Below are 15,045 nucleotides of genomic sequence, written 5' to 3' on the forward strand. Positions count from 1 at the left end.
AGGGGGTGCGCGGACCCCGCCTCGGCCGGGGCGGGTCCGGTCCCTGCCGAGTCCGCTCCGGCCGCGACCTCTTCCGTCTCCGTCTGCGTCTCGGGTGCGGCCTCGCCCTGCCGGGACGGCGGGAACCAGTGCATCTCGGGCAACGGGTCAGTGGCCGGGGCGAGTTCGAGGTAGGCCAGGTGGCGCAGGAAGCGGCTGAAGACGGCGGCGGCCGCCGTGCGGTCGGCCTGGGGCGGGCGGGCGGCGGTCATCGCGCCGGTCAGGGCGGGGGCGTCCGCCGTGGCGTCACCGGTGTCCACGCGCAGGTAGCGGGCGACGCGCTGGCCGCCGTACTGGAGGACGGCCTCGGTGACCAGCGCACGGATGTGGTTGCAGAACCCGCCGCGGGCGCCGCCGCAGGGGCGGTTGTTGTTGGTGCTGCACGCGTACGCGAAGCTGCCCGCGGCCACCGACGAGACGTAGACCCGCTCGATGTCCGAGCCGCTGGACACGACACCCTGCAGGCGTCCGTCGGCGAGTTCGACGAACGGGACCTTGGCGAGCTTGCGGGGCCGCGCGGGTGGGACCACCCGCGCGGCGCTCGACTTCTCCCAGAGCGACAACGCACCAGCTCCTTTGCAGCAGCACGAGGGAATGCCGTCGCCGGATCGGCGAGACGTGATCGAACTTAGTGGCGACCACTGACAACGCCGTGCGGAGCGGGTGCGCGGACGGGCCGGGGCCCGCCGCCGGCCTCAGGTGGCGGGCGGGAGGGTCCGCACGAAGACGTCCCAGGTGCGGTTGGTGTCACCGGCGACGACATCGGAGTCGAGCGACTCGAAGACGAACGTGCGGCCGTCGCCGGTCATCGCCACCCGCCCGGGGTAGCCGGTGGCCGGACCGCCGTCCTTCGTGACGGTGGCGAGCTGCCCCTGGCCGGTCACCCGGTCCCACAGGAACAGCGGCGGGAGCGTGGGGGTGGTGGGGCCGACGACGCCGGCCATGAGGAGCACGGAACGACCGTCGGCGCTGAGCGAACCGAAGCTGGTGGGGCGGCCGAAGGGGGCCGGGCGGGTGGTGCCGGCCGCCAGGTCGCGGACGAACGTGGTCGCGTTCTGGTCGTTCGCCGTCACCGGACTCGTGTCGGACCGGTTGAAGAGCACCACGGTGCCGTCCGCGCTCAACGACAGCCCGCCGACGGCTCGTTCCGGCGTCGAGCCGTCCTGCGAGACGTCCACCGTCTGCCGCTCGCCGGTGCTCCGGTCGAGGAGGAGGGCATGACCCTTCGCCGGGCCCGTGGGTGGGTACCTCACGTCGGTGTAGGCGACGCGCTGCCCGTCGTCGCTGATGACGGCTCCGTCCGCGTAACGGGTCCCGTCCCCGGTGTCGGGCTGACTCACCCACTGCGTCGTGGCGTCCAGCAGGTCAGGTCACGCACGTACACGCGCGAACCCTCGGCCGCGGTCGATCCGGCGGGGCGGCTCTGGGTGAACACGACGTAGCGGCCGGAGCCGCTGATCCGGGCGCCGGACGGGGAACCGCCGGCGAAGTCTCCGAGGTCGAGGTCCACCCGCCGGGTGGGACCGGCCGGCAGGTCGCGGACGTACAGGCCGCCGAGCGCCCTGATCAGCATGCGCTCCCCCGAGGCGCTGAAGTCGGTGACCTCCGCCGGGGCCCCGTCGGGGGTCACCCGTTGCAGGGTGCCTTCCTGCAGGTCGCGCAGGTACGTCTGGTTCTGCCCGGCGGGGACCGGGTCGGAGGGCAGGAGGTTCGTCGCCCGCGAGACGAACGCGACGTAGCGGCTGTTCCTGCTGATCACCGGGTTGAACGACGTGTCGTTGCTCTGCGTCCCGTCGGCGGCCACGCTGATCCGCACGGTCGCGGCCGCACCACCTCCGCCGTCGGCGCTCGCCGCCCCCGCCGGCCCCAGCGCCACCAGCAGACCGGCACCCACCAGTCCCGCCACCGCGGGTAAGACCTTCCGCATGTCCCCTCCAGAACCCCCACGGCCCCGGCCCCCTGCCGAGGCGTCCCGCGATCCAACCGCAGCGGGTCGGACTCGGGCAATCGGTCCGATGACGTACAACCTCGGCAGGGGTTCGGGCGTCAGGTGCGGCGGGGTTCCGCTGCGGCCGGACTCGGCAGGGCGGCCTGCACCCCGGGACTCACGGCTTACGGGAGCTGTAGGCGTACAGCACGCCAAGTCCCGTGAGGGTCAGCGCGGTTGCCGCCACGGCGGCGGTGGTGCGGGTGCGGTGGTGGGTGCGCCAGGAGAGGGTCGCGCCCGACGAACAGGCGGACAGCGCCGAGCCGGTGCTCAGCCAGCTGCCCACCGAGGCGAAGGACGCGGCGGAGCCGACGGAGCCCACGGACAGGAAGCTGCCGACCGAGGCGACCGACAGGGCACTGCCGACGGAGCCGATCGACAGGAACGAGTCCACCGAGCCGATCGACAGGACCGAGCGCTTCGACCACAGCGAACGCCAGGAGCCGTGCGGGCCGTTGGGAGCGGACGGGAGACGCGTGGGACCGGAGGGGAGACGCGGGACGCTCATGCGCCGATCCTGCCAGAGCCCGGCCGCACCCCCGGGGACATCGGGTCAGGAAGTCGGCACGCGGCGCAAGGCGGAGGGTGCTCCCGCCGCCTGGGCGCCCTCCTCGCCCAGCGTCATGGTGTCGTCGCCCGTGAGCCGGACGACGTACACGTTGCCCTCGGGGCACGAGAGTCCGGGGGCCGAGCGGTCGGTGGGGTGGCTGGTCACCGCCTCGAACGTGGCGGTGGAGCCGTGGACCTCCCGCACTTCCAGCGCCTCGGTGCAGCCGACCTCCCGGCCGGTGCCGACCTCGCTGACGTTGCTGACCTGTTTCCCGGCGAGCTCTCCCCGGGCCGCCGTGTGCAGGGTCAGGGTGACGCGGAAGGAGCTGGTGCGGGGCTGCAGCCGGCCGTCGGCGTCCGGGTTGCCGGTGCCCTCGCCCGTCCAGGTGCCGGCCCAGGCCGTGGACAGGGCGGCGGACGCGGACCCGGGCGTCGAGCCGGACGCGGGCGCGGAGGTGACGTCGTCGTTCCGGGCCTCGTCGCCGTCGTCCGGGCCCAGGAGGTTCACCCACAGGACCGTCGCCACGGCGACCGCCGTGACGACTCCCGCGGCGCTCCACAGCAGGGCGCCGCGGGAGCGCCGGGCGGGGGGCGGCCCGGCGGTCGGCGCCGGCGCGGGGGGCCACGTACCCGAGGGGGCCGGGGAGGTGGCGAACGGCGGGGCCGTGTGGGTCGGGGGCAGTGGCGGGATCGCGTGTGCCGGGGGTGAGGGCGGTGCGCACAGCCGGGTCACCTCGGCCGCGCGGGCGTCGAGGTCGGCGGTGAGGCCGGGCGGCAGGGACTCCTCCCAGCCGGCGCCGGTGCCGCGTCCGGCGCGGGGCCACAGCGCGGTCAGCTCCGTGGTGGGCCGCTGCCCGGGGTCCTTGGCGAGACACCGTCGTACGACCGGCAGCAGGTCCTCCGGTACGCCGTCCAGGCGGGGTTCCTCGTGGACGATCCGGTAGAGCAGCGAGGCCGCGGAGACCTGCTCACCGGGGTGTTCGAAGGGACCACGGCCGGTGGCGGCGTACGCCAGCACGGCGCCCAGGGAGAACAGGTCGCCGGACGGGCCGGCCGCCCCGTGGGACGCCTGCTCGGGTGCGAGGTACCCCGGGGATCCGACGGCCCCTCCGGTGCGGGTGTGCCGGGACTCGTCGGCGGCGCGGGCGATGCCGAAGTCGATCAGGACGGGGCGTTCCCGGGCCAGCAGCACGTTCGAGGGCTTGACGTCGCGGTGGGCGAGGTCGCACGCGTGCACCGCGGCCAGGGCGGCGGCGAGTTCGGCGGCCAGGGCCCGGACCGCGGCGGGCGGCAGGGGGCCGTGGGCGGTGACCCAGTCGGCGAGGGAGGGCGCGGTGACGTACTCGACGGCCAGCCACTGCGGGTGTCCGCCGGGCGGGCTGAAGTCGACCACGGAGGCGGTCCACGGGGTGCGGACGCGGTCGCTGGTGCGGATCTCGCGGGCGAAGCGCGGCCCGAAGTCCGGGTCGGCCGCGAGGTCGGGCCGGATCGTCTTCAGCGCCAGCGCCCGCCCGGCGGGCGTGCGGGAGAGGTAGACCTGCCCCATGCCGCCGGCGCCGAGCCGGGCCAGCAGGGGGTAGCCGCCGACCGCGAGCGGGTCGCCGGGTTCCAGTGGTCGCACGTACGGTCTCCCCCTCGTCGGCAACTCCCCCGCGCCCCCGGCCCGTCGGCTCGCGGGGGCGCCCAGCAGGATACGTCCTGGCCGGTGTGCCCGGTGTGGGTGCTCAGCCGACGTCCCACAGGAAGCGGTGGGTGTGGATGCCGAAGTAGGGGAATGACTGGACGCCGCTCACGCCCTCGACGGCGCGGACGACGTCGTTGACGAAGTCCAGCAGGTCCTTGGCACCGGGCGCGACGACCTCGGCGAACAGGTCGAAGCCGCCGGAGGTCAGCACCGAGTACACCACCTCCGGGTGGGTGGCCAGGGCGTCGGCGACGGGGCGGGGGTCGCCGTCGACGGTGATGCCGAGCAGCGCCATGGCCTGCCCGCCCATCGCCATCGGGTCGGTGACCCCGACGACCTGCACCGCCCGGGAGTCCAGCAGGCGTTGCAGGCGCTGGCGGGCGGCCGAGGCGGACAGGCCGACCTTCGGGCCGAGGTCGGCGTACGCGATGCGTCCGTCGGTCTGGAGCTCCCGCAGGATGGCCCGGTCGATCTCGTCCACGGGTGGTCCTCTCCGCCGGTCAGCCGGCCAGTTCCGCCAGGGCGGCGGCGAACAGCTCGGTGTGCCGGTCCACGTCCTGCTCGGTGGTGTCGGGGCACATCAGCGCCATGTTGTGGAAGGGGGTGAGCAGGATGCCACGGTTGGCGAGGTAGAGGTGGAGGAAGTCCTCCAGCTCCGTGTCGCCGGCGGCCGCCGCCTCGGTCCCGGTGCGGGGCGCCGGGGAGCTGAACCGGTACTCGGTACGGGCCCCCAGCCGGCTCACCGACCAGGGCAGCGCGTGCTTCTCGATGCCCGCGCCGACGCCCGCCTCGAAGCGCTCGGCGAGCCGGTGCATGTGGGCGAACGCGTCGTCGGTCAGGACGTGTTCGAGTGTGGCGCGCATGGCGGCGACGGACAGGGCGTTGCCCGCGAGGGTGCCGCCGACGCCGCCCATGTCGACCAGGTCGAGGTCGTCGCGGCCGAGCAGCCGGTCGGCGAGGTCGGCGGACAGTCCGTAGGCGCCGGCGGGGATGCCGCCGCCGATCGCCTTGCCGATGGTCAGGACGTCCGGCTCGAGGTCCCAGGCCGCGGTGCAGCCGCCGGGTCCGGCGGAGAAGGTGTGCGTCTCGTCGTTGATCAGCAGGGTGCCGTGGCGGCGGGTCAGTTCGCGGACCCCGTCGAGGTATCCCGGCTCCGGCAGCACGATGCCGATGTTGGTGAGGGCGGGTTCCATGAGGACGGCGGCCACGTCGCCGTGGGCGAGTTCGCGCTCCAGCTGGTCCAGGTCGTTGAACTCGGCGACGCGGCTGGTCAGGGTGACGTCGCAGGGCGCGCCGACGTTGCCCGGGCGGGCGGTGCCCGTGCCGTCGGGACCGGTCACGATCAGGGACTCGTCGACGCTGCCGTGGTAGCAGTAGCTGTTCACGAGGATCTTCGGCCGGCCGGTGACCGCGCGGGCGAGGCGGATGGCCCAGCGGTTGGCGTCGGTCGCGGTGAGCGAGAAGCTCCAGCGGGTGGGGCCGAACCGGCGGGTCAGCTCGGCGCCGACCCACTCGGCGTCCTCGGTCGGCAGCATCGCCGTCGCTCCGCCCAGCTCGGCGAAACGGTGCTGCACGGCCGCGGTGACCGCGGCCGGCGAGTGGCCCGTCATGGCGCCGGTGTCACCGAGGCAGAAGTCGACGTACTCGTGCCCGTCGACGTCGGTCACCCGGGCGCCGCGCGCGGTGGCCAGGTAGCGCGGGAAGGCCCCGGCCGTCTTGTTCATCCAGGTCATCGGCACGCGGCCGAAGAGGTGGTCGGCGCGCGCGTAGGCGGCCTGCGAACGGGGGTTCCGCGCCTCGGCCTCCGCGCTCTCGCGGGCCAGCAGGTGACGCAGTCGGGCTCGGTCCATGGCGCACCCCGATCGGAGGGAGGAGAAAAGCGGAGAGTCAGAAAGGAATGAGGGAAACGTACGATCGGATGCGTGGCGAAAGCAAGAGTGAACGATCGATTCGATCGCCGGAACGCGTGAATCGAGCGAGGCGGGTTTGGGCTCAGGGACTTGGCGTGCTTGGGCTCAGGGGCTTTCCGCGCGGACCCTGGCGACCGCCGCGGCGAGCTGCTCCCGGATCTGCTCGCGGGGCTCACCGCCCTCCGCGGTCGAGACGATGTCCTGGGCCAGGTGGTGGAGCTTGGTGTTGGCGTGCTGGGAGGCGGTGACGAGGACGCGCCACGCCTCCTCGGAGCCCAGCCCGAACGACGCCATGAGGATGCCCCGGGCGAGGTCGATCACCGGACGGGTCTGCATGGCGCGCCGCAGCTGGACCACCTCGACGCGCAGCTCCCGCAGGTCCTCCTCGTCGGCGCCCTGCTCCGCCGTACCGTCGGGGTCCGCGAACAGGGACCGGGTGCCGGTGAGGTCGAGGACGCGGTCGACGGTCGGGGCGGTCGCCGTCAGGTCCAGCGTCTTGCCCTCCATCAGGGCCCGCTGACGAGCCGCGAGCAGGATGTTGAGCGCGGCGCAGTCGCAGAAGCCGACCTCCGACAGGTCCAGGTCGACGCCGTGGACCGACGAGACGAGGGCGGTGCGCAGCCCTCGCTCCAGCGGCCGTGTCGCATGCAGGTCCAGGTCACCGCGCACCCTGACGACGGCACGGTCACCTTCGGGGCGGACGTCGATCACCGGTCCGGGCGCGGCCCGCACCGCCGACGCACCATCCACCTTTGCCCGCACGGCGGCCTCCCTGCTCCGGGGGGCGTGTCGTGCGCAGGCTCCGGCATGACCGCCTCCCCCGGTCTCTTCCGTTCTCAGCTCAAGCGTCGCTCGGTTACCCCAAGCACGTCAATCAATGCATGAACGATGGTTCCGTCTTTTGATTTCATGAACGTGAGGCCATAGAATCCCCTTCATGGAGGGAGTGCCCGAGCCACACACAGGATGGACGTTCCTCACCAATCACGCGCGCGTCCTGGCGGCCATCGCAGACAACCACAGCGCCCGGATCCGTGACATCGCCGCGCACTGCCGGCTCACGGAACGTGCCGTCCAGAAGATCATCGCCGACCTGGAGCAGGACGGCTACCTGTCCCACACCCGCACCGGGCGCGGCAACACCTACATCATCGAGCCCGCCAAGGTCCTGCGCCATCCGGCGGAGGCCGGGCTGACGGTGGCCGCCCTGCTGTCCCTGCTCGCCCACGACGAGGCGGCCCGCGGACACGAGGTGGACGCCCACCCCAAAGGGCTGGATGCGCTCGGCACTTGAAACCACACGAGACGAAGGTCACGAAAACGTATCGGACATTCGAGGCGTGAATCTTCACACCAGTCACACAAGTTGGCTAGGTTGACGCCCGGGCCGCACGACCGACTCCGGCGAACCCCGCCGGACCGCGCGACCCCCACCGAGTCCGCGGCACCCTGACGGGTGCGGGTACCGCTGGTACCGCCTTGCGTCGCCGGCACCACCCGCACCGCCGGCACTGCGGGGACGTCTCCCCCGCACCGCGCCGAACGCCCGACCGGTGGAGCACGGAAGGAGCACGTCCGCCATGCCGACGGACCGCAGCCAGGACCTCGTGGGCGCCGACCTCGTCGGGCTGCTCGGCTCCGCCCCCGCCGTGACGACCCTCCCCTCCGTCCCGGCCCAGCCCACCGGCTCCGCCCTCCTCGACGAGCTCGTCCCGCCGAGCCGGGCCGAGGTCCAGCAGCGGGTCAACGCCCTGTACGACCGCGCCGAGTCCGACACCGGCACCTTCAACGCCACCCGCGCCATGGCGTCCGGCGCACGCCGCGGCTCCCCTGCCGGGCGCTCGAACGACGCCGCTGTCAGCGCCGTGGCCCGGCAGTGGTTCGACACGGCCCGCAGCGCGTTCGGGCCGACCGTGCCGGCCGTCCTGCCCCGCGACCGCGCACCCGAACGCCCCGCACTGGCGCCGCGTCCGCCCCGCGCCGTCGGGCCCGCGGGCGCACGGGAGTTGGAGTCCGCCGAACGGAACGTCCCCGAACTGACCGCACGCACCCTGCCCGCACTGCCTCCGGCGCCTTCGACGGACGGGCTACGCGCGTCACACGGCGACGGCACCGCGGCCCCGCAGGCCCTCACCCCCGCCCCTGCGCCCACTCCCGCCCAGCCCGAGTACTCGCCCCGCACCGCACCGACCCCCGAGCCGCTCCCGGCCCAACCGGCCTGGGAAACCGGCCAGTTGCCGACGTACGGCACCGGCGCCGTGACTTGGGGGGCGCAGGACACCGGCGCCATGACCCAGGGAGTGCAGGGCACCGGGGTCGTGGCCTGGGGAGGACAGGACGCCGCAGCCACGGCCTGGGGAGGCCAGGACACCGGGACGACAGCTTGGGGCGGTCAGGACGCCGGCGCCGCGACCGGGGCGACTCAGGACACCGGCTCGACGCCCTGGGCGGCGCAGGACACCGGCGCCATGACGTGGGGCACGCAGGAGACCGGCGCCCCGTCCTGGGGCGCGCAGGACACCGCTGCCATGACCTGGGCACCACAGGACACGGGTGCCATGACCTGGGGCATGCAGGAGACCGGCGCCCACACCTGGAGCGCGCTGCAGACGAGCACCGCCCCCTGGGGGACCCAGGACACCGGCGGCTTCCCCGCCCCGTCCGCACTGACGGACACCGGCGCTTACGCCGACCCGTCCGCGCTCATGGACACCGGCGCGTACGCCGTTCCGTCACCCCTCGCCGACACGGGCGGCTTCGCCACCCCGCTGCCCCTGACCGACACCGGCAGCTTCGCCGCCCCCTTCGCCCTCACGGACACGGGCGGCTTCGCCATTCCCTCCGCACTGACGGACACCGGCGGCCTCGCTGCCCCCGATTCCGCAGCGGCGGGCACGGGCGGCTTCGTCGCCCCCTCCCCTGCGGGTGCGGACACCGGCGGCTTCGCTGCCGCCACCCTCCCGCCCCGCACCGCACCCGAAGGCCCCGTCGCCGCTCCCGCCGTCCCCGCCACGGTCGGCGGCGACCCCGCCCCCGTCTACACGGCCAAGGCCGACAAGGCCGTCGCCTTCGCCCGCGCGCAGCTCGGCAAGCCCTGCGTCTGGGGCGCCAAGGGTCCCGGCTCCTACGACTGCTCGGGCCTCACCCAGGCCGCCTGGACGGCTGCGGGCCTGCCGCTGCCCCGGGCCACCGCCGACCAGGCGGAGGCGGGCACGCCGGTCGAGCTGGCCGACCTGCAACCGGGCGATCTGGTCTTCTTCTTCGACGGTCTGCGGCACACCGGGCTCTACACGGGCGACGGCCTGATGATCCACGCGCCCGGCCCGGGAGCGTTCGTCCGCGAGGAGTCGATCTTCCACGCGGGACAGGACGCCATCCGCTGCGCGGTGCGCCCGGCGTGAGCGGGCGCACCGGGCAACCGGTGCGCCCCCCTTCCCGCTCCGGTCAGCGCAGGGCGGAACTCTGGCGCCCCAGACCTCTTCTGGCGTTGTTGTAGATGCGCAGCAGGTGCTTGGCCACGGCGCACGGGACCGTATCGACGGCACACTGCCGGCACGTGCGCCGGTGCTCCTCGTACACGGCGCGCGCCTGGTGCAGGGCGTCTTCGGGCGAGTGCATGGGGGCCTCCGGGTGAAGGGGTCGACGAGTCGGGGATGGAACGTTGCCTGTACAGACCATCCAAAACGACAAGTTGATCATGTTACTGACGGTAGTGGAAGCCATGCCTTCCCCTTGCCCGGCCCTAAGTGGGGAAGGTCACCAACCGGCAGCGCCCACAGCATCTTCCTTCCAGACACGGCCAGTTGGCACCCCTGTGACGACGGGCACCTCCCTGCACCTCCCCTTTACGCACGGTGATGGGAGCGTGTCCACCCGTCACTTCCTCGACGCGCCACTCCTCGCCCCGGCGACCGCCAGCACCGTCGCCGCGGCCCCTGTCCCGAGAACGGCACCGGCGATCACGTCCCCCGGGTAGTGCACCCCGGTGTGGATCCGCGAGTAGCCGACCGCGACGGCCAGCAGGCCCAGCGGGAGGGTGGCGGCCGGCAGGACGGGGCTCACGGCCGCCGCGAACGCCACGGCCGACGCGGTGTGCCCCGACGGGAACGACGCCGACTCCGGCATGGGCACGTGGCGCCCCGGGAACGGCGAGTCCACGGCCCGGTGCGGCCGGGGACGGCGTACGAGCTTCTTGCCCAGCAGGTTGGCCGTCGCCGAGGCCACACCGATCGCGGCGACCCCCACGACGGCGGCCCGGCGGCTGCGGCCGGGCCGCAGGGCCAGCAGCGCGGCGGCCGCGAAGGACAACTTGGAGTGGTCCGCGGCCGTGGACAGGCGCCGCAGCGCGCTGTCCAGGGTGGGTGTCCGCGTGACGGTCACCGCCTCGTACAGCGCCCGGTCCAGTGCCATGAGGTCACGCCCCAGGCTGACCGCGGTCGTACGGGCCGAGGGACGGTGGTCAGGCATCGCCCGCCTCCTTGCTGCTCGGGGCCGGGGCACGACGCTCCACCGTCGTCGTCCTCCGTGCCGGTCGGGATTCGGAAGGGGCGATCACGCCCGCGTCCTGGGGGTCCTCGCCGTCGGGGTCGCGCCAGGGCCGGTTGAAGGCGAGGTCCACGATGTGCCGCCAGTCGACGGAGGGCGGAGCGTACGTGGCCCCGGGTCGCCGGCGCGGCACCCGGACCCGCAGGACGCCCGGGCGCAGGGTGCACACCACGGGGGTGGGCAGGACGAGCGCCTCGCCGTCGACGGCGACCGGTATCCGGTCCTGGTCGGCCGCCACGTCCACGCGTCGGGAGGTGACGGCGGTGATGCTGCCGGCCCGCTCCCCGCGCAGGGCGAGTTCGGCGGCCTGGGCCGCGCCCTCCACGCGGATGCCGATGACGCCCAGCGTCCCGGAGTCGAGCCGCGGTCTGCGTCCGCCGCCGAGCGGGTCGGCGCGGGCGTAGGGGTTGTTGCTGACGAGGACCGCCTGCGGGTCGTGCAGGACGGTGTCGTCGACGCGGACGTCCAGCGTGGCGCCCGCCTCGCCGGCCAGCAGGTCGGGGAGGTGCTCCAGCGCGGTGGCCGTCTTCGCGTCCCGGTACTCGGGGCTCTGCACGATCTCCGCGTACGCCCCGAAGGACACCGTGTTGACGAAGGGGCGGCCGTCGACGTCGCCGAGGTCGACGCGCAGTTCCACGCCGTCGGTCAGGGCGTCGAGGCTTCGCACCGGGTCGGTGCGGTCGAGGCCCAGGTCCATGGCGAAGTGGTTGCGGGTGCCGGCCGGGACGACCAGGAACGGCACACCGTGCGCCGCGGCGACCGCGGCGACCAGCGCCTGGGTGCCGTCGCCGCCCGCGACGCCGAGGCAGTCGGCACCGGCGGCCAGGGCGCGCGTGGCCTCCATGCCCGGGTCGGTCGGGTTGTCCGGGTCGATGAGGATCACCCGGCAGCCCAGTGTCTCGGCGCGCGTCACCAGGTCGTGGCGCTCGACCTTGCCGCCCCCGGAACGCGGGTTCATGATCAGGACGGGTCGGCGCGGCCGCAGCGTCCTGCGGGTGCGCATGGCCCGTGGTCGGCGCAGCTTGCGCAGGGCGGACCGCGCGCTGGCCAGGGCGGCCGCCCACAGGGACAGCCCGCCGACGGCGGCCGGCCACAGTCCCGACGCCGCGTACATCACGATGACGCCCACCGGTGCGCCGACGGCCAGGAGGGCGCCCAGCAGTCGGCCGACCCGCCGGTGGGTCAGCGCCCACCACAGTCCGGCACCCGCCACGGCCAGGCCGACCAGACCGGCGACCAGCACCAGCCAGCCGCCCGAGCCGGCGCCCACCGTCACCACGAGGGCCGCGCCGACGACCAACAGCAGGGCGACCCTGGCCCAGCGGCGCGCCCGGCGCACGTCGCGGTCGGCGGTTCCGTGCCGCCCGGTGCCGTCGGTCCTGCCCGTACTGCTCATGTCGTGTCCGCCATGTCGCCTCGTCCCCCCACGGTTGCCCGCCGTTCCCTGCTGTGTGCTGCCGTCCCTCGGTCCGCTCCTGTCCTGCTCCTGCCCATCGTCGTGAAGCGCACGCCGGACGGCATGTCGGGGCGGAGCGGGAGAGACCCGTCGGCCCGTCGATCGATGAACGTCCGCCGCGGCGCCGCGGTGCCCATCCTCTCCACGATCAGCCGTTCGAGTGACGTGCGGGTGTCGCGGGGGCCACGATCCGAGCGCAGCGCGACGCGTCAGGGGGCAGGGATCAGGGGCCACCGGGGAAAGCCGCAGGCCCGTTCGGACACCCCGGAAGGTGCGTCCGAACGGGCCTGGCGTGCCGTGCGCCGGGTGTCCCGAGCAGCGGCGTCAGAAGGAGCGGCGCCCGCGGCGGAACAACAGGACGACGCCGGCCAGGACGAGGACCGCGCCCGCGGCCGCCGGCCACAGCTGCGCTCCCGTTTCGGCCAGACCACCCTGGCTCGCCTGCGGTTCCGTGCCGGTCGACGTGTCCTGGGCGATGGGGGCCGGCGTGGAGACGGAGTCCGCGGCCGCCGCGTTGCCACCGGCGGCCTGGTCGTTCGACCCGCTGCCGTTGCCGCCCGCGTCCTTCGGGGCGGGCGACGAGGTCGCGGCGATCGTCGGCTTCGAGTAGACGCGGGGCTGGTCGCCGGGGGTCGCGGCGCCGCCGCCGTTGCCCGCCTGGGGAGCCGAGTCGGAGGGCTCGTCCTGCGGTGCCTCGGCGGTCGCGGTCGCCGGGGGCTGCTCCTCGGCACCACCGCCGGAGCCGTTGTCGGCGCCGCCACCGTTGCCGTTGCCCGTGCCGTCGTCGCCGGTACCCGTGCCGCCACCGGCGCCGTTGTCGCCGGCCCCGGCTCCGTCACCCGCGCCACCGCCGTTGCCGGTGTCGCCGCCGTCGTTGCCGGTGTCGCCGCCGTTGCCGTTGTCCGCGCCGCCTCCGCCCTGGCCGGCGCCGCACTGGCGGCCCTCGTTGATGCAGTCGACCATCTGACGCATCAGGCCCTCGTCGAAGACGTTGATGAAGTCACCGTGGTCCGTGACCGGCTTGTGCAGCTGCTCGGGGAAGGAGTCCACCGCGAACAGCGGGGTCGTACGGCCGCCGTCGTCCAGGCTGGGCGCGTCCACGTCGTAGACGATGCGCTGCACGAGCTGCGGGATGGCGCGGAAGCCCTCCGGGCAGCCGCCGTCGGGGGCGGCGAACGCCACGTGCGTCCGGTGGTTGGCGCTGTCGATGTTGCGGCCGTCCCAGCAGCTCTGGAAGTGGAACGTGCGCACCACGTCGCTGCCGGACGGGCAGAGCGGGTACTTGTCCTTGAGCTGGCGGTCCTCGAAGCCGGTGCAGCTCCAGGAGGCGTTGGCGTTGGCCGGGCCGTTGACGAAGGCCTTGGCGTCGCCGGTGATGATGCGCAGCAGCCGCGGCATCTCGGTGACCTTGGACCGCGCGTTGCCGACGAAGGTCAGCGTGACGTCCTTGGGAGTGACGATCTGGCCCGCGTTGCCCTCGATGCCGCCGCCGGGGCTGTTGGCGTCCCGCTCCTGCGTACCGTTCTGCAGGCGCAGCACGGGCCAGTAGTAGGTCGACTTGTCGCCCTGGTCCACACAGCTCGTCTGCGCCTTCGCCAGGTCCTCGTCGGAGGCGAAGGCGGTGTTCGACTGGTTGCCGACGTAGTCGTGGAAGTGGTGCGCGCCGTTGCTCACGCCGGGGGCGACGATGACGTTGTCCGAGTTGAACAGGCCGTCCTTGTTCACACCGCAGCTGGTGGCGAAGGTGCCGCGGGAGGGGCCGGAGGCGGGGTCCGCGGGCTGCTGCGCGGGCTGGACGGTGGTGATGTCCACGTAGTCGGCGGGCACGGGGCCGTTGCCGGCCTGACCGCCGTTGCCGTTCTGCTCGCCCTTGCCGTCCTGGCCGCCGTTGCCCGCCTGGCCGCCGTTGCCGTTCTGCTGGTCGCCGCCGTTCTGGTCGCCCTTGCCGTCCTGGCCGCCCTGCCCGTCGTCGCCGCTCTGCCCGTTGTCAGCGTTCTGCGACTCGTCGGTGCGCAGCGTGCACTCGGCGAGGTCGTCGAGGCCCTGCGGGCGGTCGCCCGTGCGGTCGACGGCGACGGCGATGCGCTCGATCGTCGCGCTCCGCTTCTCCTTCAACGGGTTCATGACCGCGTTGTCCGCGAAGGAGTCGTCCTGCCGCACGGCCTGGGCGTTGTCCTGGAGTTGCTGGTAGGCCGCGGCTATCTGCTGGTCCAGCAGGGCCAGTTCCTTGTCGACCTCGGCCCGTGCGTCGTCCGGCACGGTGGTCAACTCGCTGCCGATGTCGGGGCAGTCGAGGGTGACGGCGCCCGTGGTCCAGGGCTTCCCGTCGGATCCCGAGCCGCCTTCGGTGGCGGAGGCATAGACGTTCGCCGCCATCAGTCCCCCGCCGCCCAGGATGAGGGCGACTGCCGCGAAGGTCGCGCGTCGTCCGCCGGTCGGGCGTCTGCGCCTGTTGTGTCCCAAGAGTGCTCCTACGCTTCGTGGGCGGCTCGGCCTGAAATCCCCCCGGTCCCATACGGAGTCGGAGGACGGTGTGTTCAACCGTCACTCCGATTCACAGAGATTTCTCATCGGTGTCGCCCAAGGATCATTCCGCCGAGGTCCGGACACCAGGGCTGACCAGTACAGTTGAAGGCCTGTTCGATTCAGTGCCCCGACCGGCCGGCCGGACCGGCGGGCGGGGGTCCGGGGAGGAGGTCCTCGGTGGGCGGTTTCACCGAGGCCGTGCAGGAGCGGGTGCGAGCGGCGCGGGCCGCGCTCGCGGCCGCCCTGGAGGCCGACGACGCGTATCAGGTCGCCGTGGCGCAGGACGAGGTGGACGACGCCGTGCGCATCGCCCGCGCGCACGGCATCGACGACGACCCGGGGGCCTAGG

At 73.8% G+C, this 15,045-nt stretch carries 14 protein-coding genes and 1 pseudogene; 3 read left to right on the plus strand and 12 right to left on the minus strand.

Going from position 1 to position 15,045, the window contains the following annotated elements:
- Positions 1-110 precede the first annotated feature (110 nt).
- The 8 genes and pseudogenes from AQJ30_RS39710 to AQJ30_RS36230 all read right to left on the minus strand — a co-directional run.
- A pseudogene (locus AQJ30_RS39710) lies at positions 111-569 on the minus strand (hypothetical protein); the annotation flags it as partial.
- Between the two features lie 165 nt (positions 570-734).
- Positions 735-1,379: a hypothetical protein gene (locus AQJ30_RS36200; protein ID WP_067242446.1), complete on the minus strand. Its 645-nt coding sequence runs from the start codon at positions 1,377-1,379 to the stop codon at positions 735-737.
- Positions 1,376-1,966: a TolB family protein gene (locus AQJ30_RS36205; protein ID WP_067242449.1), complete on the minus strand. Its 591-nt coding sequence runs from the start codon at positions 1,964-1,966 to the stop codon at positions 1,376-1,378. Before AQJ30_RS36205 ends, AQJ30_RS36200 begins: the two co-directional genes overlap by 4 nt.
- Before the next feature lie 178 nt (positions 1,967-2,144).
- Positions 2,145-2,534, minus strand: coding sequence for a hypothetical protein (locus tag AQJ30_RS36210; RefSeq protein WP_342671656.1), 390 nt, complete (start codon positions 2,532-2,534; stop codon positions 2,145-2,147).
- Between the two features lie 45 nt (positions 2,535-2,579).
- Positions 2,580-4,196 (minus strand): serine/threonine-protein kinase, encoded by a 1,617-nt coding sequence (locus AQJ30_RS36215; protein WP_067242450.1) that lies wholly within the window; start codon positions 4,194-4,196, stop codon positions 2,580-2,582.
- Positions 4,197-4,299: 103 nt separating this feature from the next.
- A complete protein-coding gene (locus AQJ30_RS36220) occupies positions 4,300-4,740 on the minus strand; it encodes an Lrp/AsnC family transcriptional regulator (protein ID WP_067242453.1) in 441 nt (146 codons plus the stop codon).
- A 19-nt stretch (positions 4,741-4,759) separates the two neighbouring features.
- Positions 4,760-6,109 (minus strand): transaminase, encoded by a 1,350-nt coding sequence (locus AQJ30_RS36225; protein WP_079084549.1) that lies wholly within the window; start codon positions 6,107-6,109, stop codon positions 4,760-4,762.
- A gap of 165 nt (positions 6,110-6,274) precedes the next feature.
- Positions 6,275-6,931 (minus strand): ANTAR domain-containing protein, encoded by a 657-nt coding sequence (locus AQJ30_RS36230; protein WP_245727317.1) that lies wholly within the window; start codon positions 6,929-6,931, stop codon positions 6,275-6,277.
- Positions 6,932-7,106: 175 nt separating this feature from the next.
- Here AQJ30_RS36230 and AQJ30_RS36235 point away from each other — a divergent pair, with 175 nt between their 5' ends.
- Complete coding sequence (locus tag AQJ30_RS36235) at positions 7,107-7,463, plus strand: helix-turn-helix transcriptional regulator (RefSeq protein WP_067242457.1); 357 nt, start codon at positions 7,107-7,109, stop codon at positions 7,461-7,463.
- A 286-nt stretch (positions 7,464-7,749) separates the two neighbouring features.
- Positions 7,750-9,570 (plus strand): NlpC/P60 family protein, encoded by a 1,821-nt coding sequence (locus AQJ30_RS40175; RefSeq protein ID WP_067242458.1) that lies wholly within the window; start codon positions 7,750-7,752, stop codon positions 9,568-9,570.
- Positions 9,571-9,613: 43 nt separating this feature from the next.
- Here AQJ30_RS40175 and AQJ30_RS38865 read toward each other — a convergent pair whose 3' ends face one another.
- The 4 genes from AQJ30_RS38865 to AQJ30_RS36255 all read right to left on the minus strand — a co-directional run bounded on the left by AQJ30_RS38865 (position 9,614) and on the right by AQJ30_RS36255 (position 14,546).
- Entirely contained in the window at positions 9,614-9,787 is a 174-nt protein-coding gene (locus AQJ30_RS38865) for a hypothetical protein (RefSeq protein ID WP_169808516.1), read from the minus strand.
- Between the two features lie 258 nt (positions 9,788-10,045).
- Positions 10,046-10,636, minus strand: a complete 591-nt coding sequence (locus AQJ30_RS36245) for a phosphatase PAP2 family protein (protein ID WP_067242461.1) — start codon at positions 10,634-10,636, stop codon at positions 10,046-10,048.
- The gene (locus AQJ30_RS36250) at positions 10,629-12,110 is read right to left on the minus strand and encodes a diacylglycerol/lipid kinase family protein (RefSeq protein WP_079084550.1); all 1,482 of its coding nucleotides are present in this window, start codon (positions 12,108-12,110) and stop codon (positions 10,629-10,631) included. The genes AQJ30_RS36245 and AQJ30_RS36250 overlap by 8 nt, the downstream gene beginning before the upstream one ends.
- Positions 12,111-12,494: 384 nt before the next feature.
- Positions 12,495-14,546, minus strand: coding sequence for a DUF1996 domain-containing protein (locus AQJ30_RS36255; RefSeq protein ID WP_067242463.1), 2,052 nt, complete (start codon positions 14,544-14,546; stop codon positions 12,495-12,497).
- 327 nt (positions 14,547-14,873) lie between these two features.
- Here AQJ30_RS36255 and AQJ30_RS38290 point away from each other — a divergent pair, with 327 nt between their 5' ends.
- On the plus strand, positions 14,874-15,044 hold the full coding sequence (locus tag AQJ30_RS38290) for a hypothetical protein (RefSeq protein WP_159052427.1): 171 nt from the start codon (positions 14,874-14,876) through the stop codon (positions 15,042-15,044).
- The last annotated feature ends 1 nt before the right edge of the window (position 15,045 follow it).

Source organism: Streptomyces longwoodensis (assembly GCF_001514125.1).
Taxonomy (GTDB): Bacteria; Actinomycetota; Actinomycetes; order Streptomycetales; family Streptomycetaceae; genus Streptomyces; species Streptomyces longwoodensis.

Bases quoted from the DNA above. Each gene is read 5' to 3' on its own strand.
- AQJ30_RS36205 (WP_067242449.1), bottom strand. From the start codon at position 1,966: ATGCGGAAGGTCTTACCCGCGGTGGCGGGACTGGTGGGTGCCGGTCTG.
- AQJ30_RS36210 (WP_342671656.1), bottom strand. From the start codon at position 2,534: ATGAGCGTCCCGCGTCTCCCCTCCGGTCCCACGCGTCTCCCGTCCGCT.
- AQJ30_RS36225 (WP_079084549.1), bottom strand. From the start codon at position 6,109: ATGGACCGAGCCCGACTGCGTCACCTGCTGGCCCGCGAGAGCGCGGAG.
- AQJ30_RS36235 (WP_067242457.1), top strand. From the start codon at position 7,107: ATGGAGGGAGTGCCCGAGCCACACACAGGATGGACGTTCCTCACCAAT.
- AQJ30_RS40175 (WP_067242458.1), top strand. From the start codon at position 7,750: ATGCCGACGGACCGCAGCCAGGACCTCGTGGGCGCCGACCTCGTCGGG.
- AQJ30_RS38865 (WP_169808516.1), bottom strand. From the start codon at position 9,787: ATGCACTCGCCCGAAGACGCCCTGCACCAGGCGCGCGCCGTGTACGAG.
- AQJ30_RS36245 (WP_067242461.1), bottom strand. From the start codon at position 10,636: ATGCCTGACCACCGTCCCTCGGCCCGTACGACCGCGGTCAGCCTGGGG.
- AQJ30_RS36250 (WP_079084550.1), bottom strand. From the start codon at position 12,110: ATGAGCAGTACGGGCAGGACCGACGGCACCGGGCGGCACGGAACCGCC.
- AQJ30_RS36255 (WP_067242463.1), bottom strand. From the start codon at position 14,546: ATGGCGGCGAACGTCTATGCCTCCGCCACCGAAGGCGGCTCGGGATCC.